This window comes from Streptomyces sp. NPDC005811, assembly GCF_040630405.1.
In the GTDB taxonomy this organism is placed as follows: domain Bacteria; phylum Actinomycetota; class Actinomycetes; order Streptomycetales; family Streptomycetaceae; genus Streptomyces.
Map to the genome: position 1 here is coordinate 236249 of NZ_JBEXXK010000006.1, position 26129 is coordinate 262377.

At 69.2% G+C, this 26129-nt stretch carries 25 protein-coding genes; 18 read left to right on the forward strand and 7 right to left on the reverse strand.

The features are described from left to right. Nucleotides 1–26: 26 nt before the first annotated feature. From ABZ490_RS09105 to ABZ490_RS09135, 7 genes are all read left to right on the forward strand, one after another. Nucleotides 27–641 carry a hypothetical protein gene (locus tag ABZ490_RS09105; RefSeq protein ID WP_358986570.1) on the forward strand — a complete coding sequence of 205 codons (615 nt, stop codon included), beginning with the start codon at nt 27–29 and terminating at the stop codon, nt 639–641. Nucleotides 642–1161: 520 nt separating this feature from the next. Then, on the forward strand, nt 1162–1377 hold the full coding sequence (locus tag ABZ490_RS09110) for a helix-turn-helix transcriptional regulator (RefSeq protein WP_358986789.1): 216 nt from the start codon (nt 1162–1164) through the stop codon (nt 1375–1377). 26 nt (nt 1378–1403) lie between these two features. Next, entirely contained in the window at nt 1404–1748 is a 345-nt protein-coding gene (locus ABZ490_RS09115) for a hypothetical protein (RefSeq protein WP_358986572.1), read from the forward strand. A gap of 14 nt (nt 1749–1762) precedes the next feature. After that, entirely contained in the window at nt 1763–2671 is a 909-nt protein-coding gene (locus ABZ490_RS09120) for a hypothetical protein (protein WP_358986575.1), read from the forward strand. 122 nt (nt 2672–2793) lie between these two features. Continuing rightward, nucleotides 2794–3126 (forward strand): hypothetical protein, encoded by a 333-nt coding sequence (locus ABZ490_RS09125; RefSeq protein ID WP_358986578.1) that lies wholly within the window; start codon nt 2794–2796, stop codon nt 3124–3126. Between the two features lie 441 nt (nt 3127–3567). Next, nucleotides 3568–4302, forward strand: coding sequence for a histone-like nucleoid-structuring protein Lsr2 (locus ABZ490_RS09130; RefSeq protein ID WP_358986581.1), 735 nt, complete (start codon nt 3568–3570; stop codon nt 4300–4302). 88 nt (nt 4303–4390) lie between these two features. Then, entirely contained in the window at nt 4391–5761 is a 1371-nt protein-coding gene (locus tag ABZ490_RS09135; RefSeq protein WP_358986584.1) for a DUF3987 domain-containing protein, read from the forward strand. A 76-nt stretch (nt 5762–5837) separates the two neighbouring features. On the opposite strand, the gene ABZ490_RS09140 is transcribed toward ABZ490_RS09135, so the two are convergent. Continuing rightward, nucleotides 5838–6989, reverse strand: a complete 1152-nt coding sequence (locus ABZ490_RS09140) for a helix-turn-helix transcriptional regulator (protein WP_358986587.1) — start codon at nt 6987–6989, stop codon at nt 5838–5840. Between the two features lie 695 nt (nt 6990–7684). Between ABZ490_RS09140 and ABZ490_RS09145 the strand changes: the two genes are divergently transcribed. Next, on the forward strand, nt 7685–8140 hold the full coding sequence (locus ABZ490_RS09145) for an NUDIX domain-containing protein (RefSeq protein ID WP_358986590.1): 456 nt from the start codon (nt 7685–7687) through the stop codon (nt 8138–8140). 41 nt (nt 8141–8181) lie between these two features. Continuing rightward, the gene (locus tag ABZ490_RS09150) at nt 8182–9126 is read left to right on the forward strand and encodes a hypothetical protein (RefSeq protein WP_358986593.1); all 945 of its coding nucleotides are present in this window, start codon (nt 8182–8184) and stop codon (nt 9124–9126) included. A gap of 106 nt (nt 9127–9232) precedes the next feature. Here the strand turns inward: ABZ490_RS09150 and ABZ490_RS09155 are convergent, their stop codons facing one another. From ABZ490_RS09155 to ABZ490_RS09170, 4 genes are read right to left on the reverse strand one after another with little or no spacing between them, the layout of a single operon-like run. Further along, complete coding sequence (locus ABZ490_RS09155; protein ID WP_358986596.1) at nt 9233–10573, reverse strand: AAA domain-containing protein; 1341 nt, start codon at nt 10571–10573, stop codon at nt 9233–9235. Beyond that, a complete protein-coding gene (locus ABZ490_RS09160; protein WP_358986599.1) occupies nt 10570–12195 on the reverse strand; it encodes a hypothetical protein in 1626 nt (541 codons plus the stop codon). The genes ABZ490_RS09155 and ABZ490_RS09160 overlap by 4 nt, the downstream gene beginning before the upstream one ends. Next, nucleotides 12186–13319 carry a hypothetical protein gene (locus ABZ490_RS09165; RefSeq protein ID WP_358986602.1) on the reverse strand — a complete coding sequence of 378 codons (1134 nt, stop codon included), beginning with the start codon at nt 13317–13319 and terminating at the stop codon, nt 12186–12188. Before ABZ490_RS09165 ends, ABZ490_RS09160 begins: the two co-directional genes overlap by 10 nt. Then, nucleotides 13270–14328, reverse strand: a complete 1059-nt coding sequence (locus ABZ490_RS09170) for a phosphatase PAP2 family protein (RefSeq protein WP_358986605.1) — start codon at nt 14326–14328, stop codon at nt 13270–13272. Before ABZ490_RS09170 ends, ABZ490_RS09165 begins: the two co-directional genes overlap by 50 nt. 223 nt (nt 14329–14551) lie before the next feature. Between ABZ490_RS09170 and ABZ490_RS09175 the strand changes: the two genes are divergently transcribed. Continuing rightward, nucleotides 14552–15148, forward strand: a complete 597-nt coding sequence (locus tag ABZ490_RS09175) for a histidine phosphatase family protein (RefSeq protein ID WP_358986608.1) — start codon at nt 14552–14554, stop codon at nt 15146–15148. A 13-nt stretch (nt 15149–15161) separates the two neighbouring features. Here ABZ490_RS09175 and ABZ490_RS09180 read toward each other — a convergent pair whose 3' ends face one another. Further along, nucleotides 15162–16658: a hypothetical protein gene (locus tag ABZ490_RS09180; protein ID WP_358986611.1), complete on the reverse strand. Its 1497-nt coding sequence runs from the start codon at nt 16656–16658 to the stop codon at nt 15162–15164. Between the two features lie 267 nt (nt 16659–16925). On the opposite strand from ABZ490_RS09180, the gene ABZ490_RS09185 reads away from it, so the two are divergent. Further along, complete coding sequence (locus ABZ490_RS09185) at nt 16926–17336, forward strand: hypothetical protein (RefSeq protein WP_358986614.1); 411 nt, start codon at nt 16926–16928, stop codon at nt 17334–17336. A gap of 53 nt (nt 17337–17389) precedes the next feature. Beyond that, entirely contained in the window at nt 17390–18262 is an 873-nt protein-coding gene (locus ABZ490_RS09190) for a fused MFS/spermidine synthase (RefSeq protein ID WP_358986617.1), read from the forward strand. Nucleotides 18263–18334: 72 nt separating this feature from the next. On the opposite strand, the gene ABZ490_RS09195 is transcribed toward ABZ490_RS09190, so the two are convergent. Then, nucleotides 18335–18871 (reverse strand): hypothetical protein, encoded by a 537-nt coding sequence (locus ABZ490_RS09195; protein ID WP_358986620.1) that lies wholly within the window; start codon nt 18869–18871, stop codon nt 18335–18337. A 122-nt stretch (nt 18872–18993) separates the two neighbouring features. Here ABZ490_RS09195 and ABZ490_RS09200 point away from each other — a divergent pair, with 122 nt between their 5' ends. The 6 genes from ABZ490_RS09200 to ABZ490_RS09225 all read left to right on the forward strand — a co-directional run bounded on the left by ABZ490_RS09200 (nt 18994) and on the right by ABZ490_RS09225 (nt 26126). Continuing rightward, on the forward strand, nt 18994–19701 hold the full coding sequence (locus ABZ490_RS09200; RefSeq protein WP_358986623.1) for a response regulator transcription factor: 708 nt from the start codon (nt 18994–18996) through the stop codon (nt 19699–19701). Next, nucleotides 19698–21068 carry a HAMP domain-containing sensor histidine kinase gene (locus tag ABZ490_RS09205; RefSeq protein WP_358986626.1) on the forward strand — a complete coding sequence of 457 codons (1371 nt, stop codon included), beginning with the start codon at nt 19698–19700 and terminating at the stop codon, nt 21066–21068. The genes ABZ490_RS09200 and ABZ490_RS09205 overlap by 4 nt, the downstream gene beginning before the upstream one ends. Before the next feature lie 166 nt (nt 21069–21234). Next, a complete protein-coding gene (locus ABZ490_RS09210; protein WP_358986630.1) occupies nt 21235–22728 on the forward strand; it encodes a cellulose binding domain-containing protein in 1494 nt (497 codons plus the stop codon). Nucleotides 22729–22926: 198 nt separating this feature from the next. Continuing rightward, nucleotides 22927–24243, forward strand: a complete 1317-nt coding sequence (locus ABZ490_RS09215) for an ABC transporter substrate-binding protein (RefSeq protein ID WP_358986633.1) — start codon at nt 22927–22929, stop codon at nt 24241–24243. Between the two features lie 21 nt (nt 24244–24264). Then, entirely contained in the window at nt 24265–25242 is a 978-nt protein-coding gene (locus ABZ490_RS09220) for a sugar ABC transporter permease (RefSeq protein ID WP_358986636.1), read from the forward strand. Beyond that, nucleotides 25239–26126: a carbohydrate ABC transporter permease gene (locus tag ABZ490_RS09225; protein ID WP_358986639.1), complete on the forward strand. Its 888-nt coding sequence runs from the start codon at nt 25239–25241 to the stop codon at nt 26124–26126. The genes ABZ490_RS09220 and ABZ490_RS09225 overlap by 4 nt, the downstream gene beginning before the upstream one ends. The last annotated feature ends 3 nt before the right edge of the window (nt 26127–26129 follow it).

Here is a 26129-nt window from a genome sequence, read left to right on the forward strand (position 1 = left end):
CCTCCCACGTTTTTTAGGAAGTGCGTATGACTGACAGTCCGTGGCCGCGTCGCCTGGTTGCTGCGACTCACGACGTGAAGACAGAGTGGACCCGAGCCCTGTTCGACTCCTTCGGCTCAGGCGGCCTACTGGCCCGAGAAGCGCCCGAGTTCGGACGTGAGCACCTGCTGTGGGCCCTGGCCCAGCTCCGGCATACGAACGGCCGTACTGGGCGGATGTTCACCGGGGATACGACGATCGCGGATGAGCTGGGCTACAACACGAACGATCACCCTGGGAAGCGCTGCCGCGATGTGCTGACACGGTTCGGGTTCTTCACCCAGCAGGGCAAGCAGGGGCGCGCAGCCAATCTCTATCTGTCGGTGCCGCTCGTGCTGCTGGATGACGAGGAGGCTTACCCCACGCTGGCAGGCTCGCTCCACGGTGAGGTCATCACCGTGGCCGACACCAAGCCGAGCAAGCCCAGGAAGACGCCAACACCGAAAAACGGACCGTCACGGCCGGCTGAACCCTCCGAGGTCGAAAGCGTCGAAGCCTGCCCGGCACATCCGGAAGGGGACTGCCCGGACCTCTCCGACCCGTTCAGTTCCGTCCCGAACTGGGGGCCCGGGGCCTGTCGGGCCGCTTTGAGCGTCCAGTAGCCACATTTTCCCGTTGCAGCGGGGACTTAGTTTGAAGCTGGTAGTTCGAAGCTCATAGAGCGTAGGTAGTAGCGAGTAGGGGCCCCTTTGCCGGGGCCCACCCTCATTTCCTCTCCAAGTCCAGGACCTTCGAGTGTCCTGAACCTGCCGAGGCAAGTGGAGTTCGGCAACTGGTTGCCAACGACACATGGGAGGACCTCATGCCTCCCGCTGAGGGAGCACATACCCGAAGGTGTTTGTCCCGCCCTGCCTAGGGTGCGCCGATGCGTGACGCGTGTCTCATTTCTGGCTCACGGTGTCCCACTTCGGAACCATTGACACCGACATCATTATTGAGAACAGATCTCCTGTGGCGTCCCTCTCACTTCCCGCCTTCGGCGGGCGGTTACGAGTAGCAGGACACATACGTCATTAGTGAGAGTAAAACTCACGGGAAATCTAGTTGACCCCGGCCCTTTCGGCCGGGGTTTTCTTTATGCCTACCGTCGCGCATTTATGCATGACCGGAACGGAGCTAGCAATGTTCGATCGCCACTTCTTCGCTGCTCGCCGTGTGGCGCTAGGGATGTCCGTTGAAGCCCTGGCGGAAGAAATGCGTGTGGCCCCGTCGACTGTGCGCCGCTGGGAGTCCGGTGAAACATGCCCGAGTCTCCGCACTCTTGTACTGGCCGCCAGGCACCTGCGTACCCCGATGGTCTCGCTCATGGGCGAGACGGAGACCAGCCGGGTTGCCTAATCCAAACCATTAGTTAGGAGGTCGCCATGAGCGACGCAGAACCGATTCCCGAGGCTATTTCGGCCGACCCTTCCGCCCCTGTTCGGGCTGAGGTTGAGCGGGAGTATTCCGGAAAGTTGGCGCGGGCCGAACTCAAAGGCTATGCGGCCCAGGCCGGGATCAATCTCCCAGATGGATTCACCGACTACTTGGATGGATCCAAGCTGCTTGGTGAGGACGGCAAGCCTTCGGCCGAAGCCATGGACAAGGCCCTGGCACCTTTCAAGGCCAAGGAACCGGCATTCCCTCATCTCGTGGGGGCTCTCCCCAACCGCAGCGGCAGCCCATTTTCCGAGCGCCCCCGTGTTTCCCTCGACGTTCGTAAGCGATAACTAGGAGTACATTTATGAGCCTTGCATATCAGCAGCCCGGCACCATCACGTTCGTGCCGGAAATTTGGGATGCCGACCTTCTTACGCAGTTTGATCCACTTCTGGTCTGGGCCTCCCCGATTTGCAGCAACAACAAGTATGAAGGGGAGATTCGACAGAAGGGCGATGTTGTCCACATCAATAGCCTTCTTCGCCCGACTGTAGGCGATTACACGATCGCTGATGGCATGACTGCCCAGCGGCCGGAAACCGTGGACCAGGCGCTGACCATTACTGAGGCGAAGTTTCTTCAGGTTCTCGTGGAAGATGCGGAACGGGTTCAGCTCGCCGGGGGTCTGGACTCGCCCATTAACCAGCAAATGATTCGCGCTCTGGCCCGTGAGGCTGACACCTTTATGGGCAACATCATCGCCACTGGGGCGACGGCGCTTCCGGCCGTTACACCGACCGCCGACAAAATCCCTCAGAGCCTGTACAGCGGCATCCTGGACATGATGCTGGCCCTGGACGACAACGACATCCCGGCAGGCCGCTACGTGGTCGTCTCGCCGCGTGTGAAGCGGTACCTCATCGAGCATCCGGCCGTGGCCAACGCTGCCGCGTACGGCGAGGGTGGCGTGACCGCGAACGGTGTGGTTGCTCGCCTTGCTGGCTTCACGATTCTGACCACTACGGCTATGCCCGTTGGTGTGGACATTGTGGCTGGTCACTCGGAGTTTGCCACCTACGCAAGCCAGTTCAGCGGTTTCCGTGAGGGGCAGTCGGAGAAGTACCGGGCTGACTACATCGACACGCTGCATCTGTACGGCGGGAAGATCGTGCGATACCCGGAGCTGGACACTAAGAAGTCCGACAGCACTTTTGATGAGTCCAAGCCGACCAAGGGAATCGTCAAGGCCGCTGTCACGTGGCCTACTGCCTAACCCGCGATTAGTTCGGGCCCCTGCCAATCAGCGGGGGCCCGTTCTTCTCACCGTCCGTCGGCCAGAAGCCTGCGCCGGCCGTCGGCACCCCGTAACGGAAACCGGAGGGTCCAATGCCAAAGATGCGTAACCCGAACGCGCCGCACTCTCGCTACAAGGGACTTGATGTGCTGCCGAACGATCACGGCTTGCCCGTTCCTGATCTTCCTTCCGTGAGGGACTGGTCAGATGCCGAATCGGAGCAATGGCACCAATGGTGGAGCAGTCCTCAGTCCGCGCGCTGGGATGAGTCCTATGTCCCGACTGTGGCAGTCATGTTGACCTATTACGGCAAGATCCTTGACGGCACCGCTACCCGCGATCACCTCACAGAGTTCCGCCAGTTGGCTACGGCCCTTGGCTTGACGGCTGACGGCATGAAGCGGCTGGGCTGGGCCTTCGAGGGGGACGAGTGAGCAGGCGAGCAGCCAAGGCCGGGGCGGCAGGAAGCCACGACGGCACACACCGAGCTGGCTACGAATGCCCGTGGGGTGAGCCCCAGTGCTCGGAATGCGTCCAGGAGTCTGCAATTCACATCGGATGGCAAATCATTGGGAGATCTGAACCGTGGGGCGGCGAATTGAAGCACCGGCCGAGGAAGTGTTATGTATGCCGTTCTGAGGGCTTGGGGATTTGATTGGCGAACGCGATCGAAGGGAGGCACCCCCGGTGGGTCCTATTCGAATCTAAATAGGCATTACCCCCGCCATTCATAAACAATTGAGTAATGCGTCAGTGATCAGTTAGTTATCATTCCGTGATAGTGGTACGGAAGAATGGTGGTCAAGCGGGAAGCCGTAGAGCAACGCTCCGGCCGCTCGCTGAGACTTTCGGCCCTATCAAAGGAATGCAGCGCTATGCGTAAGACCGTGCTCATGCCCGTGGAAAAGGTTCTGTGTGACGCTCACATTGCGCGTGATGGCAGTGAGGAAGAAGCGGGAACGACTCTTACTCTGGGCGCGCACACGTGGGACCTCTGCCTTGAGCACGACATTCTGTTCGGCAGGTACCTGATGGACGCTCTTGGTGTTCCAGAGACTGCCAAGGGCGCGCCGGTTGAGTCCGTGCCAGTTGTTGAGGCTGTCTCGGAGCCGGAGCCGGAGCCGGAGCCGGAGCCGGAGCCGGAGCCGGAAGCGGAACCCATGGTGGAGCCTGTCCCATCCGTGATGATCGCCGGTGAGGTGCCCGGATACGAGTGGGACGACGCGCGGGAAGCGGTACGCAACCTTGGCTATCAGGTGGTCGGCCGTGCTGATGGCAGCACGGTTCTGCTGATCCTGGGTGAGGGTGGCGACCGGAACGCCACCAAGCTGCGCGACGCTTCCGAGCGTGGCATCCCGGTGATGGACGTCCGGGAACCGGGACGTTTCAAGTCGGTTGTTCGCTCAGGTGAGTTGGTCGGTGGCGACCCGCTTCCGGAGCCTGCCAAGGTCGACCGCTCCGGGATGAGTGAGCGAGAGCGTAACCGTGCCGTACGAGCGTGGGCACGAGAGAACGGCTTCACCGTGCCTACGAAGGGCCGAATCCCCATGCACGTGCGCCATGCCTGGGAGCACCGGGACGCGTCGGAGGGAAAAGCGGCAGCGGCCTGAGTGCCGCGCTCACTGTGCCGGGCGTCGAGTGCGCCCGGCCTCCCCGGCCAGAGGCCACACAAGCAACCCTGTTCGAGATTGAGGCAGCATGAGCACCCCCGTTCTGTACGGTCCCATCGGTCGCGCGGTCCGCAGGATCTCCCCGTTCCTGGAAGCGGACCCCTTGGGGGTGTATGTGGCCGCCCTGTCGATGTGGTCGGCCGCTATCGGTGGCTCGGTCAAGGTATCTTCCCGTGGCCCCCGGCCCGTGCTGCTGTGGTCCGCACTGGTGGCCGGTACCGGGCGCGGCAAGGGAACCGCGCTCCGGGCAGCGCATCACGTCCTGGACAAGGCTCTGGGTCGCTTCCTGGCCACGCACACCACGTCCGGGATCACTTCCGGGGCGAGTCTCGTCAACCACCTGTGGGAGCAGCAGGAAGCGACGGCCGAGACCGAGCACGGGCGGGATGTGCGGACTCTGGTGGTCGAAGAAGAGTGGTCGGAAGTGCTCCGCAGGGTGAAGCGGGACGCATCGTTCACAACCAAGCTGCGGACCGCATGGGACGGGGCAGCGTTGCGCAACACCACCAAGGATGAGGCGCAGGAAGTACGCGACCCCGCCATGGTTCTGCACTGTCACGTCACACCCTCTGACTGGTCCAAGTACGTGGGGGAGTCCGAAGCGGCGGGCGGCTCGTACAACCGCATCCTTCCCTTCCTGCTCGGATCCGTGCCGCTCTTGGACGACGACCGGGTGAGCCTGCCCGAGGTGGACGGGCGAGAGCTGGCCGACGCTTACGGGTGGGCCACGGCCAGGCCGCGAGTGATCACGCTCGGGGAGGACGCCCGGCCGCTGTGGCAGATCGTGCGCCGGTACGCCCGCATCCTGGGTGAGACCCTGCCCGAGGGACAGGCCGTGTTCATCGAACGGACCGCAGAACAGACGCTCAGGGTTGCGGCCTGCCTGGCAGCGTCCGAATGCTCGGAGACGATCACGGAGGAAATGCTGTCCGCCGCCTTCACCCTGGTACGCCGGTCCGTCCAGGACGCCGTCCGCATCACCAAGGGGGCGACCTCCCCGAAGGTGAAGCGACAGCCGCTCAGCCTTGAGGACAAGGTCCGGGCCCGCATCGAAATGCACGGAGGTCGCGCAACGTCCTCTCAGGTACTCCCGTATGTCGGAGCGACGGCCGCCGAGGTCAAGGAACTGCCCGGAATCGTCGTCAACGTGGAACGGGCGGGGAAGAGTGGTCGACCGGCCACCGTTTTCACGGTCCGCGGTGACAGTTCCGAAAGCGGGGCGTCGACAGAAACGGTTGCGGAGGTGACGCCGGCCGAGCCGGAGCGTGAGGAGAACCGCGCGCGCGTCGTCCGCCTGGACGCCTACCGCCCGGCAGCCAAGCAGGCCCCCGAGCACGCGCCGAAAGTGAAGCGGTCGGAACCGCTCGCAGACTTCAATCCCTTCCGTGCCCTGCTCTAGCCAATCAAAGAAACCGCCCCGGCCCCGTCATGGTCGGGGCTTTCTCCGTTTTCGGAATGGGGATGTCTCGAATCGCCTATCCCTCAATCGACTTGAGCCCCTGGTATGCCTCCCGCAGATCTGCACTCTCCGGGAGTTGTCGAGCCTCAACGGCCGTAACGACTTCCAATGCGCGCCAATGATTTGAGGGAACGACCCTCCCGGACAGAATGGCTTTCTGTGCCGAATCGCACGCTTCGTCGAGCCGGTCTTCCTTGAGAAGGACTAAAGCCAGATCGATATTCGCGGAGGCTACGCGTCGAGGCCACTGGCTTACGTCATCGCTCGGGCTTAGTTTCTTGATTACTTCCCTGGCGTATGGTTCGGCCGCTGAATCCCCGAGCCATGCGAGTGTCGTAGCCGTATAGGAAAGTGCCTTTCCAGGGTCATAGCGGTAATGATGCTCTGGCGTGTCGGGGGAACCGATAGCGGCAGAGAGAGCCTGCACACGTTCAATGGCCGCGTACGTCTCTTTCCCGTTTCCTAGCCGTGCGCTTGCTCGGCCCTCTTGTGCTGTGGCCTGAATGATTGCGGAGCCATCAGCCGGAGCTATCTCCTGTGCGGCCCGGGAGAGGTCAACGGCCTGGACGTAATCCCCTTCGGTGAGAACCCTCCAAGCCTCGGTCTCGTAGCACCATGCCTCAATTTCACGGTGTCCTGATTCCCTGGCGAGCGTGGCGGCTGTCTCTAGAAGGGCAGTAGCGGCATCGTCCTGCATGAGGTCGATATGAGTCGTCGCCCCGAGCAGGGAAAGCCAGCCCCCGACGACTAGCAACCGGCGATGTTGCGAAAGCGTCATCCGGCCATCGAGCAATTTACTGACATAGGCAGCGTGCTTGCGCACCTGCCTTAGCAAGTCTTCTGGATTTGCTTTGGGGTAGGCCATGGCGAGACCGTCAAAGGCGCGCTCTAGACGCTCAAGGGTGGCATTACCTACATCGCTTGCCTGTGCGCGTCGGGCCAATTCCCAAGCGTCCATCTCGTCGTCACGAGCGCCGCCGTCTTCTACTTCCAGGGATAGGCCCAGATATTCGTTAATGGCTTGTGTCAACTCGGAAGACGGAGCCTGTTTTCCGTTGAGTACCCGACTCAGATAAGCAACGTCGTAATGGAGTTCCTTGGCCGCACCTCGCAGGCTCTTCCCCTGTGCCTTGAGCGCCGTCCGTACCTCAGACCCGAAGTCGATCATGGTGCAGCTCCCGTTGACTGTTGACGGCCATGGTAGTCAACGCTGGTCAACTGCCCCATGTATGCGCGGAATCGGTTGAGTGGACAGACGCAACAACAGAAGACCCCCGCGACGGGCGAACGTCCGGGGGCGCGGCCACCAACCACCAAGGGGTTGACGACAGTGCCCAAAGCTACAGCCAGACTGCCGGAAGGGTGGAAGCCGCTTGAGTCGGCACCCGCCAGTGACGGCACGCGGTACTGGTATGCAACCGCGCCGTTCTCTGCGGAAGCGCTCAGGGAGCAGTACGGCGAAGAAGCGGCCGGACTGGCTCAGACGGTCGACGGCCCTTCCTGGCAGCACCTTTGCACCGAGGCGTGGAGCCAGGACGAGCAATACAAGCGGCTGACTGGCGGTGACGCGTGACGACCCCCGCGAAGCGTGCCAGTCCTCGCCTGAGCGCCTTACCGGCCCCCGAGTTGGTCAGCCTGGTTGAAGGCTCGGAGCGGCCCGCAGGTGACGGCTGGTGGGAGGAGTACGGCGGCACCCTTGACCCGGCGTCCGGCGTGATTGCCTTCCCGCCGAACTCCCTGCCCCCCTGCCCGTTCCCGTGTGAGCGCTGCGCCCGGCAAGTGGACGCGTGACCCGGACCCCACGGCATAGGTTGAGTCTGGCACCGCAAGCGTCAACACGCTTGCCCTATTGAAAGGGTGCGTATGAAGCGAATCATTGCCCGAGTGTGGAAACTCATTCGCGGCCCTCTGCAATGGCGCGTCCTGTGGTTTGCGCACGCCAAATTCATGATCGGTGTGACAGGTGTGGTGCGGAACGAGGCGGGAGAGGTCCTGCTTCTCAAGCATCGAATGTGGCCAGCAGACCGGCCATGGGGACTTCCGACCGGCTACGCGATCAAGAGCGAGGAGTTCCCGAAGACCATCGTTCGAGAGGTGCGGGAAGAAACCGGCCTTGAAGTCGTTCCGGGGCGACTGGTTCAGGTAACCAGTGGCTACAAGCTTCGCGTGGAAATCGCGTACGAAGCGCTGCACGTGGGTGGAACTCTCAAGCTCGACAGCTTCGAGATTCTGGAGGCGAAATGGTTCAGCCCGGACGCGCTCCCGGAGGGGATGCAGGAGTCTCACATTCAGCTCATCAAGGCGGGTGCGGCGACTTAACGGAACTCACCCCCAATGAGTCCGTAACCGGAGCTAAGGCAATGGCGGCACTGGCCGCCATGCGTGCCGACGCGTCCTCACTCACGGGAAAGCACCCCGATCACGTATTCCGGCCCTTGTCGGAAATGCTCAGCCGGTGGGCGGCAGACGGAATCGACACCGCGCTGTTCCATGCGGGCGTCGAAAACGCCAAACGCCGGTACACCGGATACGGGCTAACGAAGATACTGCCGTTCAATCGGGTGTTGGTCGGCTGCGAATCCTCGCGGGTCAGTGCCTTCGGTGGATTCCACCACCCGGATCAGGGATACCGACACCTTCAAATGGTGGCCGTCATCACCATGTACGGGCCCATGGAGGGCCGAAATCCCGAGCGCCCTGCGCTGGCCCTTCTCGATCTGCTGCGCGCGTACGCCCATGACTGCCTTCACTACGGGTCGCGTCGGCGGTATGTGGAAGTGGCCGGGGTGCCCGTCCGCACTCAGTACGGGATCAACTACCGCCGCACAAGCGGACAGTCCTACTCGGCTGCCGACCAGCGCGGAAGCCACCACACGCGGAACCTCGGGATCGTCATGGAAGGCGCGTGCGACAAAGAGGCGCGCGCCGTCACCGGGCAGACGGCAGCACGCTTCGGCGTGACGGAACCCTCAGACGTCCTCGGTGCACTCGCGTTCCGGGACGCCACCGGAACGCTGAAGGCGGAGGACGCCGGGCGCGTGGTGGCCGTGCCGGGAAGCGAGGAGCAGACCCGGTATGCGGCGGCACTCAACGGTTATGAGAAGGGCGTCAATCGCCGGTACGCACACTTCCTTGAGGAGTTCGCTCCGGGGGAAGAGAGCGAGTGTCACGTGCGCCTTCTCGCGGCCATGATCAGCGGTGACACGACGGCGCTGGGAGCGTGGCTGGACGAGCGACACGGCCCCGGCACCTTCACGGGCCTGTTCCGAACGCCGGGGTACTTCGACCCTGGCCTGACCGCCTGACCGCCTGACCGCCTGACCGCCTGACCGCCTGACCGCCTGAGCGGTCCCTCAGCGGCCCCGTCCGTGCGTCCATCCCCCGTGGCGCATGGGCGGGGCCTCCTGCTGGTCAGGGCCGCCAGGACACACGGTGCTCCTGGAGGTGGAGCCATGTGGTAAACATTGCGTCCCAGCCGTCCGGGAACTTCACGAGGGTTCCCAGTTGGACCGGCTCTGTCGACGGGTAGTCGTCCAGGAGGTCGCCCACTCCCGCGCGGCAGACCACGATGCAGGCGTGGCGGTGGCGGGAGGCGAGGACGCAGAGGCGGCCGGTCTCCAGGTGGAAGGCGGTGGCGTCGGGGCGGCCGGAGAGCGGGTGGAGGATCACCGTGACGTCGAACTCCATGCCCTGGAGCCGGTTCGCGGTGTCCACCGTGACGTCGGCCACGCCCAGCTCGGCCAGCGCCGCCCGGACCGCCGCCGCCTGGTCCCGGTGGGCGGTGCCGACGGCGATCCGGCCGGCGGTCACGGGAGTGGGGTGCGGGGAGCGCTCCGAGGTGGCCGCCCCGCCCCGGTCGAGCAGGCGTCGTACGACCGTCGCCACCGCCCTGACCGCCTCGGGGTCGGTGCGGGGCGTGTGCCGCGCCGGCAGCTCCAGCAGACCCCAGCCCGACTCGGCCGCCTCGTCGATCACCCGGTCGGGACCCGAGCCGTCCGAGGGCACGCCGAAGGAGAGCCGCCGGTCGCCGTGCCCGGTGCCGCTGCGGAACGGGGTGTACGGGTAGAACGCGTCGGAGACGAGAGGGGCCGCGGAGGCCGGGAGACGCCAGGAGACGGGGAGGCGGTGCTGGGGGAGGTCGGGGTTGTGCGCCAGCAGGGTGGTCACGGCGGAGCCCGACGGGTCGTACGACAGACCCGCCCACTGCTCGCTGCCCACGATCGCGAACGGGTCCAGCTGCCCCGGGTCGCCCACGAACAGCGCCCGCTCGAACAGCCCGGCCACGGCCAGCAGCCCGTCCGAGCGCATCTGGTACGCCTCGTCCACGATCGCGTGCCGCCACGGCTCGTCGACCTTCACATGGGCCCATTTGGCGGCGGTGGAGATGACCACCGGCAGTCCGGCGAGGTCGGCCGCCTTCGCGGACTTCCGTACGTTCTCCAGGCCGTCCAGCGCCTTGTCGTACGGGTCCGTGTCGCTGCTGTGCAGCCGTCCCACCGGTAGCCCGGGGCTCTTCTCGGCGAGCCGCAGCACCAGATCGTCGACCTGCGCGTTGGTCTGCGCCACCACCATCAACGGGCGCCCCGCGTCCGCGAGTTCCAGCGCCGCCCGGACGACGAGCGTGGACTTCCCGGCGCCGGGCGGGGAGTCCACGACCACTCCGCGCGCGGTGCCGTGCAGCGTGTCGTGGAGGATCGCGTCGGTGGCGCGGGTCGCTGCCGTACCGGGGTCGAAGGCGGCCTCGGTGGTCACAGGACGTCCTCCCGGGTGACGGAGTCGGGGGCTTCGGGTACCTGCTCACCGGGCGGTCCGCCGTGCGTCCACGGCGTCTCCTCCGGGTCCGGCAGCCTGGCGCCGCCCCGCTGCTCGTGCGCGAAGAGGGTGAAGCAGAGCAGGTCGCCCTTCTCCGGCACCGACCCCTGCTCCGGCTCCTTGCCGCGGCCCATCCGGTCGACGATCCGCAGCACCAGCAGCCCGTCCTCCGGCCGCTCCACGCACTCCGCCGCCTGCGGCTTCCCGCCCAGCGACCGGTACACCTTCGCCCGCTCCCCGAGATGCGGCCGGTCGTCCGTCCGTACGGTGACCAGCGGGCGCGGACTGGGCCGTCGGCCCTCGCTGTACGCCAGGGTGACGTCCACGACCTCGCCCGCGAACGCCTCCCCGGCCAGCCGCCGCCCGGCCATCACCAGCGGGTCGTCCAGCGCCTCCTGCGCCTCCAGCCGGGCCTGTTCCCGCTCGCGCGTGGCCAGTTTGTTCGCCGCGGTCACCGCGTCGTCGCGCCGCGGCTGCGGGGGCTCGCCCGCGGCGACCCGGTCGCGGTGGCCGGTGAAAGACCAGCGGTCGCGCGTCCACCGCTCCTCGCCGTGCGCCCCCTCGGGCAGCTCCCGCAGCAGGTCGAGCCCCCGCCACACGGCCTGCCAGGTGGGCAGGGTCCGGCTCAGCACCAGCTCACGGATCTCCCGCTCGGCGGCGGCCAGCGCACCCAGCCGGTCGTCGGCCTCCAGCCCGTCCTCGGCCGCGGCGAACGCCGTCCGCGCGCGGTCGTAGCGCTCGATGGCCGGCGCGAGCAGCTTGTTGTCGAAGGCGGGGTCGGTGGCCGGTCCGGCGGGCGGGCACAGCAGCTGTCCCGCGGCGTCCCGGCCCAGCTCCGCCCGCTCGGCCGCCTCGGCGCCCGTGAGGCCCGAGTGGGGGTCCCCCCGGTCGAGCGAAGCCGGGACCGGGGGAGGGTCGATCCAGGCGAGCAGAGCGCCCAGGTGCTGGTCCTCCAGGCTGGACTGGCCGGTCGCCCAGTGCCGGCCGAGGACCTCGGTGAGGGCGAGCAGCAGTGAGGAGCCGGGCACCCGGGCCCGCTCCCCGTAGTGCGTCAGCCACCGGCCGAGCAGCGGCACGCGCGGGGGCGCCGGATGCGGCGACTCCGGGTCCTGCTCCGCCGTGCGCCGGAAGCGCATGGAGCGGCCGAGGAGGCGGACGTGCTCGATGCCGGCGCGGCTCGGGACGATCAGCTGGGGCGCGTCGGCGCACAGCTCGACCTCGACCTTGACGCGCTTGCCGGTCTCCGGGTCGGTCTCGTTGCGCTCGGCGGCCTCGACCGCGTCCGCGTAGGAGTCGATGTACGGCAGGACGACGTCGGCGAGTTCGGCGAGGAACGCGAACCGCAGGTCGCGGTCGCGGGGCTGCGGTACGACGAGCAGCCGCGGCGCGTCCCGGTCGGTGCCGACGAGCGCGCCGAGCGGGGCTCCGGCCTCACCGGCGGTGGTCAGCGGCACGAACACCAGCGGCCGGTCGGACAGATGGCGGTGCCGGACGGTGGCCATGGGGTGGGCGTGGCCGCTGGTGACGGCCTCGAGGCGGGCGAGGGTGGCGATCAGCGACACATCGCCTCCCGGCCGGCGAGCGCCTCGCCCCGCAGCTGTGCGGCGCGGCGCAGGGCGGCCACGGCCGGGTCGTCCGGGTCACCCGACTCGCCGCGGGCGGCGGACAGGACGTCCTCGACGGTGCTCAGGCCGCCCAGTTCGGCGCGGAGCGAGCGGCCCAGGGTGGTCACCGCGCCGGCCGCGCGGGAGCGGGCACGGCAGTGGAACGCCAGCTCGCAGGCGGCCAGGCACTCGGGCGCGTAGGCCGCAGGGACCGCCTCGACGGCCGCCGTGAGCTGCTCGGCGGGCAGCTCGGGGGAGAAGCAGGTGCCCTCGGGGAGGGCGTCGGCGATGTCCTGGATGCGGGTGAGCCGGGCCAGTTGACGGCGGGTGACCGCGCGCTGCTTGCGGACGTCCACGGCGGACGCGGTGGGCAGGTTGGAGAAGTCCTTGGGACAGACGAGCAGGACCCGGTGGCGGACCCGGGGCGGCGGGTCGAGGCGGGCGGCGACCTCCTCCAGGGCCAGTACGTAGACCGCGGCCTGGCGGGCGGCGGCGCCCACCTTCGCCGGGTCGGCCGAACCGTCCAGCATCGGGAAGGACTTGATCTCCACGACCGTCCAGCCGCCGTCCGGGTGCACCACCACCGCGTCGGGCTCCAGGAAGGCGGTGGAGCCGGCGACGTCGAGGGCCAGCATGGGGTGGTCGAGGAACGTCCAGGTGCCGCGGGCCTGTTCGGTGGCCTCGCGCAGCGCCAGCGCGGTCCGCGCGGTACGGCCCTCGGGGCCGGAGGCGGTGAGGTCGGGGGTGCTCTTGGTGGTGGGCGGTTCGGCGCCCGCGTCCAGCCGTTCGTGCACGAGCCGCAGCAGTTCCGCGCCGCCGTCCGCCTTCACCTTCGCCTCGAAGGCGTTGCCGCGGGTGAGGGCGAACTGGGACTGGCCGAAGGCCGAGGGGGAGCCCAGGGCCCCCGCCAGCGCCGCCTTGTTCACCCCGGCGCCGTCGAGGATCGCGCGCCGCTTGCAGCCGGGGTTGGCGGCGAGGGCCGCGAGGGCCCGGGCGTCCAGCGCCTTGGCCGGTACGTCGGGGCCGCGCAGCTCAGCGAGCCGCTGCCGGAGCGCCGTCCCCCGCGTCCGAGGGGGAGGCACCCGGTTCGGTTCCTGCCCCGAACCGTGACTCGCGCTGCCGTGGAATTCGTTCACCCGTCGAAGTCTGGCATTCGCCACTGACAATCGGGGCGCTTGTGCCGGAGGAGGCGGTCGGGGCGGTGCCCGCGGCCGCCACGGGGAGGGCCGCCGAGGAGACCGTCGAGGAGGCCGTCGAGGAGCCTGCCGGGGAGGCCGTCGTCTGGGCCGGGATCCTGGCCGCGAGGGACGGGACCCGGGCGGCGGACGCGGTCCGCAGCCGGTCCGCGGTGCGCGTCACGAGCGGGGCCAGCAGCAGGCCGACGCCCATCACGGCCGCGCCCGCGACCGCGTCGAGGAAGTAGTGGTTCGCGGTGCCCATGACCACGATCGTCGTCAGCAGCGGGTAGAGCACGGCGGCCGTGCGCGCCGTGCGGGTGCGCCCGTGGCGCCACAGCATCACACCGCACCACAGGGACCAGCCGACGTGCAGGCTCGGCATCGCCGCGTACTGGTTGGTCATCCCGCCGAGTCCGCGCGGCGCGCTGGCCTCGCCGCCCCACCAGCCCCACGAGCTGTACTGGGCCATGGTGTCCACGAAGCCGTGCTCCGCCGACAGCAGCCGGGGCGGGCAGGTGGGCAGCAGGGTGAAGCCGATCAGACCTATGAAGGTGGACGTCATCAGCCAGGTGCGGGCCGCCCGGTAGCGCAGGCTGCGGGAGCGGAACAGCCAGACCAGGATCGCCGGGGTCACCAGGTAGTGCAGCGACGCGTACCAGAAGTCGGCCGGGACGCCGAGCCAGGCCTCGCTGGTGAACAGCCGGTTCAGCGGGTGCTCGGCGTTGATGTGCAGGAGCTTCTCGACGCGCAGGATCGCCAGCCCGTGGTCGACGGCGGTCGTCACGTCCCCGCGCGCGAGCAGCCGGCCCGCCGAGTAGCAGGCGTACACCAGCAGGATCAGCGGCAGCTCCGTCCACCAGCGCAGCCGGATCCGCGGGGCCGCCTCGGTGCCTGGTGTCTCGGTCTGCGGCATCCGATCGCCTCCCCCTTCGTCTCGCTGATGTGCTGCTGCGCCCGTGGTCGCGGGACGTGTCACTGTACGGCGTTTGCGCGCACCCCCCACGGGGCGCCCCCGGCCCTCAAAGACGCCGGGATCGCCCGGCGGGTTGCCCCGTTTCAGGGTGAGCGATGATGGAGGGGTCCCGGCTTCGGTTCCTCCCCTGAGACGTCCCAGGGTTTCCCCGGAAAGGTCCCCCATGGCACCGCGCATCCTGCTGGCCCGGCACGGACAGACCGAGTGGTCGCTGTCCGGCAAGCACACCGGCAGGACCGACGTACCGCTGCTGGAGGAGGGCCGCCGGGGCGCCAAGCTGCTCGGCGAACGGCTGCACCGGACGCCGTTCGACGGGCTGCGGGACGTCGAGATACGCACCAGTCCGCTGGCCCGCGCGCGGGAGACCTGCGACCTCGCCGGCTTCGGCGAGCGGGCGGCGCGGTGGGACACGCTCATGGAGTGGGACTACGGCTCCTACGAGGGCATGACCCCGGCCGACATCCAGGCGGTCCGGCCCGGCTGGCTGATCTGGCGCGACGGCGTCCCCGAGGGGGAGTCGCTCGCCGAGGTCACCGCACGCGCGGACGAGGTCGTCGGCTGGGCGCGGTCGGCGGACCGGGACGTCCTGGTCTTCGCCCACGGTCACATCCTCCGCTCCATCGGCGCCCGCTGGCTGGGCCTCCCGCTGGACTTCGCCGCCCGTATCCGGCTGAACCCGACCTCGCTGTCGGTGCTGGGCTGGGCGTACGGCGAACCGGCGATCGAGAGCTGGAACGACCTCGGTCACCTCGTGCCGTAGCGCCTGACGGCGGTCACACCGAGCGCGGTGTCGACGCGTGACGGTCCAGGAACTCCTGCACCCCGCCGGCCCGCCGGTGCGGCAGCAGCACCCGGGCCGTGCCCGCCAGCATCCCCTGGATCCGCGAGGACTGGACCTGGCCCAGCAGCTCCAGCACCCGCAGGCCCGCCACCGCCGCCTCGCCGGGCCGCCCGCCGCGGGCCAGGTCGTCGGCCAGTTCGGCCGTGTACAGCGCGATGTTGCGGGTGAAGTGCGGGTCCTGGAGATCCGCCGCGCGTCCCGCGTGCCGGGCCGCCCGGATCCAGTCGCCGAGCGCGGACCAGCACTGCGCCTCCAGCCCGGCCAGCTCGGCCTCGCCGTAGAACGTCATCCACTCGGGGTCGGCGTCCGAGGCACCCCGCTCGTAGAGGGCGTGGGCCCGGGCGAGGGACTGTTCGCAGCCGGACCGGTCGGCGAGCCCGGCCCAGCCGCCCGCCTCGCGCAGCGCGAGCAGGGACATCAGCCGGGGGGACCCGAGGGGGCGCGCGACGCGCTGGGCGGCCTGCGCGGCCCGTACGGCCTCGCGGGGGCGCCCGGCGTCGCGCGCGAGGAACGCGGTGTTGCAGAAGGCGTGCGCCTCCAGCGCCTGGTCGCCGGTCATCCGGGCGGTGGCGAGGGCCTCCGCGTAGTGCGAGCGGGCGTCGTCGAAGCGGCCCGAGTCGTGTGCCAGCCAGCCCACGGAGATGGCGAGTTCACCGGCGCCCGAGTGCAGCCGGTCGGCGGTCGTCTGCCGGGTGGTGCCGGCGTCGAGCAGTGCGTAGGCGGCGCGCAGCGGGGCGGCGGCGCGCCGGTAGAGGCCGTCGGCGCCGTGCCGGTCGTCGAGCAGACGGATTCTGCGGACCGCGTCCTCGAGGGCGCCCGCCTCGCTCGACCCGACGCGGCGCACCCGGCGCCCGGCGGCCGGGGCGGGGGAGCTCCCGGCGTCCGGGCGGGGCCGGGGGGACGGGACGGCGAGGCCCAGAGGGCCCAGTGAGGCGGAGGCCACGGTGGCGCCTCCGCCGGTCATGAATGCGCGACGCAGCACGTCGCTCTCCTCGTGGTCGTGGTGCGTGTCGTACGGGTCCTGCGTGTCATACGGCTCACGCGCCCCGCGTGTCTCACCCGCCTCCCGCGTCTCACTGGTGGTGAGCGCCGGGCTCGTGGTGGGCGCGAGGGGCGCGTCCCCGGCGGCGCGCGCTCCTCGTCCGCGGACGGACGCCCGGGGCGCGAACCCCAGGTCGGCGAGCGTCCGGCCGGGGAACATGTGCAGGAAGACCCGCTCGTACGCGTAGTTGGGGCAGCGGATCTCCCCCGCCTCGACCCGCCCGATGTAGCGCGCGTCGCAGCTGACCCGCTCGCCGATCTCGCGTGCGGCCCGCCGTACCAGTGCGGCGAACTCGGCCGGCGAGCGTTGTCCACGCAGCTGCCGGAAGGCGAGGTTGGGCCGTGGTGGCCGGTCGGGCCGGGGTGGGGTCACCGTTGACGACGCCATGGCCGGGTCCTCTCATGCGAACCGTCGAACCATGCCGGAATCGGGTGACTTAGCCGATTTTCAGCAGTGATCACCCTGATGTCCAGCGAGCAAGAACGTACCTGCTGTGATGGGGCGGCCACGCGGTGTTTGGCTACAAACCGGATATCTCATCCACGATCTGCCATGAACTGCCATCCTTTGCGGCGGACTTCCGCCGTAGCCGTTGACGCGGTCGTGCGTTGAATGCTGTGGACTGCAGGAGCGGGCTGTGTGGTGGAGGCCGGGATGGAGACCAGCCGGAGCAACGATCCTTGTGCGCCGTCGTCGGCGTTCGGGCCCGCGGGCCCGGCGTGCGACCTGGTGACGGTGCCGACCCGGCAGGGGCTGGAGGCGGTCGACATCCTGCGCCGGGGCGCGGCCGAGGCGGTGGGGCCCGTGCTGCACGACGACGGCGGCGACACCCTCGGCTTCCTGGTGCCGCCCGGCACCGCCGCCGCCTGGGACCTGCCGGGAAGCGTCTGCACGGAGACGGACACCGACGGGCGCGGCCTGAGACTCGACCCCGAGCCGCCGGTCGAGGGCTCGGACTGGCTGGTGCCGCCCGGCGAGGCGGACCTCGCGACCGATCCGGCGGTGCTGCGCCGGGCGCTGGGCGAGGCGGCCCGGACGATCGAGGCGGCGGACAACTGCCGGTGAGGTGACCCGCCGCGCATGCGCGAGCCGGCCGCGCCGCCTGCGAAGATGCCCCCATGGGGAAGTCCAGGAACACCCGGCGCGAGCGCGGCGCCGACCCGGCGGCCGTCGTCGAGCCCGTCGACGGGGGGCTCGCGGAGCTGCTGCCCGACCGGGACCGGGCGCGGGCCTGGACCCTGCTCATCGACGGGGCACCGCAGTCGCACGTGGACCTCGACGACCCGGCGTATCTCTCCTTCGAGTACCAGCGCCGCTTCGGCCATGTCGTCGACCTCGCCGCGCCGCCCGGCCGGCCGGTGCACGTCGTGCACCTCGGCGGCGGCGCGTTCACGCTCGCCCGGTACGTGGCCGCGACCCGCCCCCGCTCCACCCAGCAGATCGTCGAGCGCGACGCCGCCCTGGTCGCCCTGGTGCGCCGGGAGCTTCCGCTGGATCCGGGCGCCCGGATCAGGGTCAGGTCCGTGGACGCGCGGGAGGGGCTCGGCAAGGTGCCGGACGGCTGGGCCGACCTCGTGGTCGCCGATGTCTTCAGCGGCGCCCGCACCCCCGCCCACCTCACCTCGGCCGAGTTCCTCGACGAGGTCCGCAGGGCGCTGAAACCGGGCGGTCTCTACGCCGCCAACATCGCCGACGGCCCGCCGCTGGCCCATCTGCGCGGCCAGATCGCCACCGCCGCCGCCCGCTTCGCCGAGCTGGCCCTGGTCGCCGACCCCACCGTGCTCCGGGGGAAACGGTTCGGCAACGCCGTGCTCCTGGCCGGCGACCTCCCCCTGCCGGTCGCCGAGCTGACCCGCCGGGCGGCCTCCGACCCGCATCCGGCCCGCGTCGAGCACGGCCGCCCGCTGCTCGACTTCACCGGCGGCGCGGCCCCGGTCACGGACGCGGCGGCGGTCGCCTCGCCGGCCCCGCCGCCCTCGGTGTTCCGCTAGGCGTGGTGGTTTTTGTTGGTTCGCACCCCGGGAACGCCCACCCCTGGGAAAGCGCTTTAGAACGTATGCCTGTCAGAACGTCTGTACGTCTACCCGCGGCGGCCCGTCGTGCCAGGTGCAGAACACCGACACCCGGTCCGCGCCCGAGGCGAAGTCCACCCGGATCCAGGACTCCGTCTTCCACACCTGCACCGACCAGCCGGCCGCCGGGGTGGCGGACACCAGGGTCGCGTAGGTCGCGGTGAGGTCGAGGACGACCCGGCCGCCGTCGGTGTCGTAGCTCTTGACCGTCCCGGCCGGGGTGGTCCTCGGGGCGGCCGGGGTGGTGGCGGCGCGGCTCGGGGCCGCGGACGCCGAGCGGGCCGCCGGTGAGGCGGAAGGGGAAGAGGAGGGGGACGGCGTGGGCGAGACGGCCGGGCCGGTGCCCGGGGACGGCGGGGGGTCCGACGCGCCGGCGGAGGAGGTCACCTCGCTCACCGTCAGCGGCAGGGCGCGCGGCGGGTCGTAGGCCGTGCCCGCCATCACGGTGTGGACGCCCCACCACGACAGGGTGACCGCCGCGCCCGTGGCGAGCGTCCAGGCCAGTACGTGTAGGAGTCCGCTCCGCATAGCGGGCCATCTTGCCGCACCTTTCGCACTGGTGTCGCACGGACGGGTCACCGCTCCTCCACAGCCGCGGAGTTGTCCACAGGCTCCGGCCGGGTCCGCGGGCATGGCGTACGGTGCGGCGCATGGCAAGTGTGCTCGTGGTCGAGGACGACCAGTTCGTCCGCTCGGCGCTCATCCGGCATCTGACCGACGCCGCGCACCTGGTGCGCAGCGTCGGCACCGCGCTGGAGGCGCTGCGCGAGGTCGCCCATTTCCGCTTCGACGTGGTGATCCTGGACCTCGGACTGCCCGATCTGGACGGCTCCGAGGCCCTGAAGATGCTGCGCGGCATCACCGATGTGCCGGTCATCATCGCCACCGCGCGCGACGACGAGACGGAGATCGTCCGGCTGCTGAACGCGGGCGCGGACGACTACCTGACCAAGCCGTTCTCGGTCGAGCATCTGTCGGCGCGGATGGCGGCGGTCCTGCGCCGGGCCCGCTCCGGGGCCGGCGAGCCCCCGCCCTCCAGCGTCCTGCACGTGGGCGGTCTGAGCGTCGATCCGCTGCGCCGCCAGGCGGAGTTGGACGGGGCGCGGCTCGACCTCACCCGCCGGGAGTTCGACCTGCTGGCCTTCCTGGCCGGCCGGCCAGGTGTCGTCGTCCCGCGCCGGGAGCTGCTCGCCGAGGTGTGGCAGCAGGCCTACGGCGACGACCAGACGATCGACGTCCATCTGTCCTGGCTGCGGCGGAAGTTGGGGGAGACGGCGGCCAGCCCGCGCTATCTGCACACCCTGCGCGGTGTCGGCGTGAAGCTCGAACCGCCGGGGGAAGCGGGGCCCGTGCGATGAGATGGGCACTGGTCAGGGTCTGTCTGGCGGTCACCACGATGGTCGTGGTCGCCTTCGCCGTGCCCCTCGGACTCGTCGTCAGGGAGATGGCCCGCGACCGCGCCTTCTCCAACGCCGAGCGGGAGGCCGCGGTGGTGGTCCCGGCCCTGTCCATCACCACGGACCGGGAGGAGCTGGAGCGCGTCGTCGCCTCGGCCGGCTCGGACGACGGGATGGCCGTGCACATACCGGCCGGTGACGGCCGGGCCGCCGTGGACCTCGGCCGGCGGCGGGCCGCCGAGGCGGACGTCGTCGCCGTACGGAAGCTGGGGCGCGCCTCGACCGCCGAGGTGCCGGGCGGCTCGGTGCTGCTCCAGCCGGTCGCGCTGGGCCTGGGGACGGTGGTGGTCGAGGTGTACGTCCCGGAGTCCGAGGTCACCAACGGCGTCGGCACGGCGTGGGCGGTGCTGGCCGGGGTCGGGATCGCGCTGGTCCTCGGCTCGGTCGCGGTCGCCGACCGGCTGGGGGTACGGATGGTGCGGCCGGCCCGGCGGCTGGTGGAGGGGGCGCACGAACTGGGGGAGGGGAAGCTCGGGGCCCGGGTCCCGGAGGAGGGGCCGGACGAACTGCGCCGGGCGGCGGTGGCGTTCAACTCGATGGCCGACCAGGTGGTCCAGCTCCTGGCGAACGAACGCGAGTTGGCGGCCGACCTGTCTCACCGGCTGCGCACCCCGCTGACCGTGCTCCGGCTGAACGCGGCTTCCCTCGGCGACTCCCCGGCAGCCGAGCAGACCCGTACGGCGGTGGCCCAGCTGGAGCGCGAGGTCGACACGATCATCCGTACGGCCCGGGAGGCCAAGCCGCAGACGACGGCGCCCGGCGCGGGGGCGGGGTGCGACGCGGCGGAGGTGGTCCGGGAGCGGATGGCGTTCTGGTCGGCGCTCGCCGAGGACGAGGGCCGCAAGGTCCGCACCGCCGGGGTCGACCGCCCGGTCCGCATCCCCGTGGCCCGCGCCGATCTGGCCGCCGCCCTGGACGCCCTCCTCGGCAACGTCTTCCGGCACACCCCGGAGGGCACGGCCTTCGCGGTCGACGTCCACAACGGCGGGGACGCGGTGATCGTCCTGGTCTCGGACGCGGGCCCCGGCATCCCCGACCCCGAGACGGCGATGGCCCGCGGCCGCGGCTCCGGCACCACCGGCTCCACCGGCCTGGGCCTGGACATCGTCCGCCGCCTCGCCGAATCGACGGGCGGCGACGTCCGCATCGGCCGCTCGGTCCTCGGCGGCACGGAGATCCGCGTCTGGCTCCAACTGGACGGCCGCGCACCCCTCCGCAGAGGCCACAGAGGAGCAGTCCGCAAACGCCGCCGGACGGCGGCCGGGTGAGCCGTGGAGGCAGCCGAATTGGTCTCGACCTTTAATCGGCTCCGATGGCCGGCTTAAGCGCGGCCTAAGTTCCTTCACCCTCGCCCCTCTCGGGCGTTTTGCCCGGTTCGGGATCGCTAGCGTGCTGCCGCATCTCACCCCATGAGCAGTGAAGGCGGGCACGTCCATGAGCAGTCACCGGCGCAAGGTCAGCGGCAGGAATCAGGTGATCGGCGGGGTCGTCGCCGCGGCGGTGGTGGGCGGTGGGGCCGTGTTCGTCGCCGGGACCGCGCAGGCGGCCGGGGTCGGGGCGGCGTACACCAGGACCAGTGACTGGTCGACGGGGTACACCGCGCAGTACGTCGTCACCAACAACAGCGGGCGGGTGAAGGCGGACTGGAAGCTGGAGTTCGATCTGCCGGCGGGGGCGCGGATCGGCTCGCTCTGGAACGCCGAGTCGGTGGTCGGCGGGCGGCACGTCACCGTGACCCCGGCCACGTGGGACACCGACGGGCTGGCCGTCGGGGAGTCGGTCACCGTCGGGTTCGTGGTCGACGGCAGCGGGGATCCGGTCGGTTGCCGGATCGACGGGACCGCGTGCTCGGCGGATCAGGGGGCCACCCCCGAGCCGAGCGGACGGCCGACGGGGAGCACCACGCCCACGGTCACGCCCACCGCCACTCCCACCGCGGCACCCACGCGGACGTCCGCACCGGCCTCCACGCCCACCTCGGCCCCCGCCTCGCCCTCCCCGAGCACCGGCGCGGGCAGCGGATCCGGTAGTGCCGCCTCCGCCCGCTTCGCGCCGTACGTCGACACCTCCCTCTATCCCGCCTTCGATCTCCTCGCGCACACCGCCGCGACCGGGGTGAAGGACTACACCCTGGCGTTCGTGACCGACGGCGGCGGCTGTACGCCGAAGTGGGGCGGGGTGACGGACCTCGGGAGCGACGGGGTCGCGGCCCGGATCGGGGCGCTCCGGGCGAAGGGCGGCGACGTCCGGGTCTCCTTCGGCGGGGCGAGCGGCTCCGAGCTGGCCACGGTCTGCTCCTCGGCGGACGCGCTCGCGGCGGCGTACGGGAAGGTCGTGGACGCCTACCGGCTCACCAAGGTCGACTTCGACGTGGAGGGCGGGGCGCTGCCGAACGCGGCGGCGAACACCCGCCGCGCCCGGGCGATCGCGAAGCTCCAGCGGCAGCACCCGGGACTGGACGTCTCCTTCACCCTCCCGGTGATGCCGGAGGGGCTCACCCAGGACGGCGTGACTTTGCTCTCGGACGCCAAGGCAAATGGTGTGAAAGTCGACACTGTGAATGTCATGGCGATGGACTACGGTCCGGCGTACAGCGGTGACATGGGCACCTATGCCGAGCAGGCGGCCACCGCTACCCAGGCACAGGTCAAGAGCGTGTTCGGGCTGAGCGACAGCGCGGCCTGGAAGGCGGTCGCGGTCACTCCCATGATCGGGGTGAACGACGTCGCCACGGAGGTCTTCAAGGTCGAGGACGCCACCCAGCTCGTCGCCTTCGCGAAGTCGAAGGGGCTCGCGTGGCTGTCGATGTGGTCGGCGGCGCGGGACCGGCAGTGCCCGGGTGGGGCCAAGGGCTCCGCCGACGCCACCTGCAGCTCGATCGTCCAGGGCGACGCGGCGTTCTCGAAGGCCTTCGCCACCCTCGAATGATCATGAAAGTGACCAGGCGAATGATCAAGGCGTGTCGATTACGTTTCGACAAATGAAGCCATCGGCTCTTGACGCATGAGTGGACATACGGCTGTTATTGCGCCACCCCGTGTTCGGTCAAGTTGATTTCTGGTCGATTAAGACCGGAAGTTTTCAGCCCGACCTCCATGGCCGAACCTTGCTGTCAGGAGCCGCTTCATGCACGACCTCTCCCCCTCCGGCCGCCTCCACCTCCCCTCCCCGAGCCGTCGCACCCTGCTGCGCGGCATAGGCGGCGCGGCCGTCCTCGGCGCCGGCATCCCGCTGCTGTCGGCCTGCGGCAGCGGTAGCACCTCCTCCGACCCGAAGACGGTCAGCCTCGGCTCCAACGCGTCCGACGCGGTCCCGAAGAAGGCCTTCGCCGAGATCTACGCGGCCTTCAAGAAGCAGTCCGGGATTGCGGTCGACGTGAACACCAAGGACCACAACACGTTCCAGGAGCAGATCAACACCTACCTCCAGGGCACCCCGGACGACGTGTTCAACTGGTTCGCCGGCTACCGCATGCAGTTCTTCGCGGCCAAGGGTCTGACCTCGTCCATCGACGACGTGTGGGCGAAGATCGGGGACAACTTCCCCGACGCCATGAAGAAGCTCAGCAAGGGCGCGGACGGCAAGTACTACTTCGTGCCGCTGTACACGTACCCCTGGGCGCTCTTCTACCGCAAGAGCGTGTTCCAGCAGCACGGCTACACCGTCCCCACCACCTGGGACGAGCTGGTCGCGCTCTGCAAGCAGATGAAGAAGGACGGCCTCACCCCGATCGCCTTCGGCGACAAGGACGCCTGGCCGGCGATGGGCACCTTCGACCAGATCAACTTCCGGCTCAACGGCTACGACTTCCACGTCGAGCTGATGGCGGGCAAGGCCGCCTGGACGGACGCCAAGGTCAAGGCCACCTTCGACCACTGGGCCGAGCTGCTGCCGTACCACCAGGAGGGCTCCCTCGGCCGCACCTGGCAGGACGCCGCCCAGACCCTGGTGTCGAAGAAGGCCGGCATGTACCTCCTCGGCTCCTTCGTCGCGCAGCAGTTCACCAACGCGGCCGACCTGGAGGACCTCGACTTCTTCGCCTTCCCGGAGATCAACTCCGCGTACGGCCAGGACACCGTCGAGGCCCCCACCGACGGCTTCATGGTCTCCAAGGCCCCGAAGAACAAGGAAGGCGTCACCAAGCTCCTGGAGTACCTCGGCACCCCCGAGGCCGAGCAGATCTACCTCAAGGCCGACTCCAGCGTCGTCGCCGCCTCCAGCAAGGCCGACACCTCCTCGTACACCGCCCTCCAGAAGAAGGCGTACGAGATGATCTCGGGCGCCAAGAGCCTGACGCAGTTCATGGACCGCGACAGCCGCCCGGACTTCACCTCGACGGTCATGCAGCCCGCGCTGCAGAAGTTCGTCCGCGACCCCAAGGGGATCGACAGCCTGCTCACCTCCATCGAGCGCCAGAAGAAGACGATCTTCGCGTCCTCGTAAGGTGAGGGTCCTTTCAGCATCATGAGCATCGACACCGCGAAGTCCCCGGAGGCGGCCGCCGAGCCGCCTCCGGGCGCTGCACCCGAGAAGAAGCGGGTTCCGCAGGGCCACCGCCGCCTGCTGACCCGCCGCGACCGGCTCACGCTCGGCCTGATGGCCGGCGTGCCGACGATCCTGCACGTGACCCTCGTCTGGCTCACGGCCCTCGCCTCCATCGCCCTCGCCTTCACCACCTGGGACGGCATCGGCTTCGACTCCATCAAGTGGGTGGGGCTGGACAACTTCAAGGAGCTGTTCACCAACAACCCGCAGTTCTGGCCCGCCGTCCAGCACAACGTCATCTGGTTCGTCGTGCTGATCCTGGTCCCGACCCCGCTCGGGCTCTTCCTCGCGGTCCAGCTCGACAAGAAGATCCGCTTCAGCCGCGTCTACCAGACCGCCTACTTCCTGCCGGTCGTGGTCTCCCTCGCGGTCACCGGGTTCGTCTGGCAGCTCGTCTACAACCCCGACACCGGCCTGATCAACAGCATCATCGGCGCCAACAAGCCCGGCCACTACATCGACTGGATCGGCGACCCCCACCTCAACCTCTGGGCGATCCTCGTCGCGGCCTGCTGGCGGCACACCGGCTACATGATGATCCTCTACCTGGCCGGCCTGAAGGGCGTCGACCCGTCCCTGCGCGAGGCATCCTCGCTGGACGGCGCCAACGAGTGGCAGACGTTCAAGAACGTCATCTTCCCCACCCTGCGCCCCACCAACACGGTCGTCCTGGTCGTCACGATCATCGAGGCCCTGCGCGCCTTCGACCTCGTCTTCGTCTTCAACAAGGGCGCCCAGGGCACCGAACTGCTCTCGATCCTGGTCACCAACAACATCATCGGCGAGTCCAGCCGCATCGGGTACGGCTCCGCGATCGCCGTCGTCCTGCTGCTGATCTCCCTCGCGGTGATCATCCCGTATCTGATCTCGACCTTCCGGAAGGAGCGGAGCGCATGAGCACCCCCACTCTGCCCCTGAAGCAGCGCACCCCCGTGCGCCCCGCCCGGATCCTGCTGCACACGTTCCTCATCGTCACCTCCCTGGCCTGGCTCGCGCCGCTGCTGTGGGCGCTGTTCGCGGCGCTGCGGCCGTACGCCGAGACCAGTGAGAAGGGGTACGTGTCCTGGCCCGACAAGCTGAGCCTGGACAACTTCACCAACGCCTTCACGCAGTCGGACATGGTCCACTACTTCGGGAACACGCTGCTCATCGCGGTCCCGGCGGTCCTGGTGACCCTGTTCCTGTCGTCCTGCGTGGCGTTCTACGTCAGCCGCTTCGACTTCCGGGTCAACCTGTTCCTGCTCCTGGTCTTCACCGCGGGCAACCTCCTCCCGCAGCAGGTGATCATCACCCCGCTGTACCGGCTGTACCTGCTCGTCGACCTGCCCGGCATCACCGTGAGCGGCAAGCTGTACGACTCCGCGCTCGGCCTGGTCCTCATCCATGTCGCGTTCCAGTCCGGCTTCTGCGCCTTCGTGCTCAGCAACTACATGCGCTCCCTGCCGCACGAGCTGACCGAGGCCGCACTCGTCGACGGCGCGTCCGTGTGGCGCCTGTACTGGCAGATCGTGCTGCCGCTGTGCAAGCCCGCCATGGCCGCCCTCGCCACCCTGCTCTCCATCTGGATCTACAACGATTTCTTCTGGGCGATCGTGCTGATCTCCACCGGCGAGAACATGCCGATCACCTCGGCCCTGAACAACCTCTCCGGCCAGTACTTCACCGACCCCAACCTGGTCGCCGCCGGCGCCCTGCTCACCGCGATCCCCACGCTGATCGTGTACTTCGCACTCCAGCGGCAGTTCGTGAGCGGCCTGACGCTCGGCGCCAACAAGGGCTGAGCC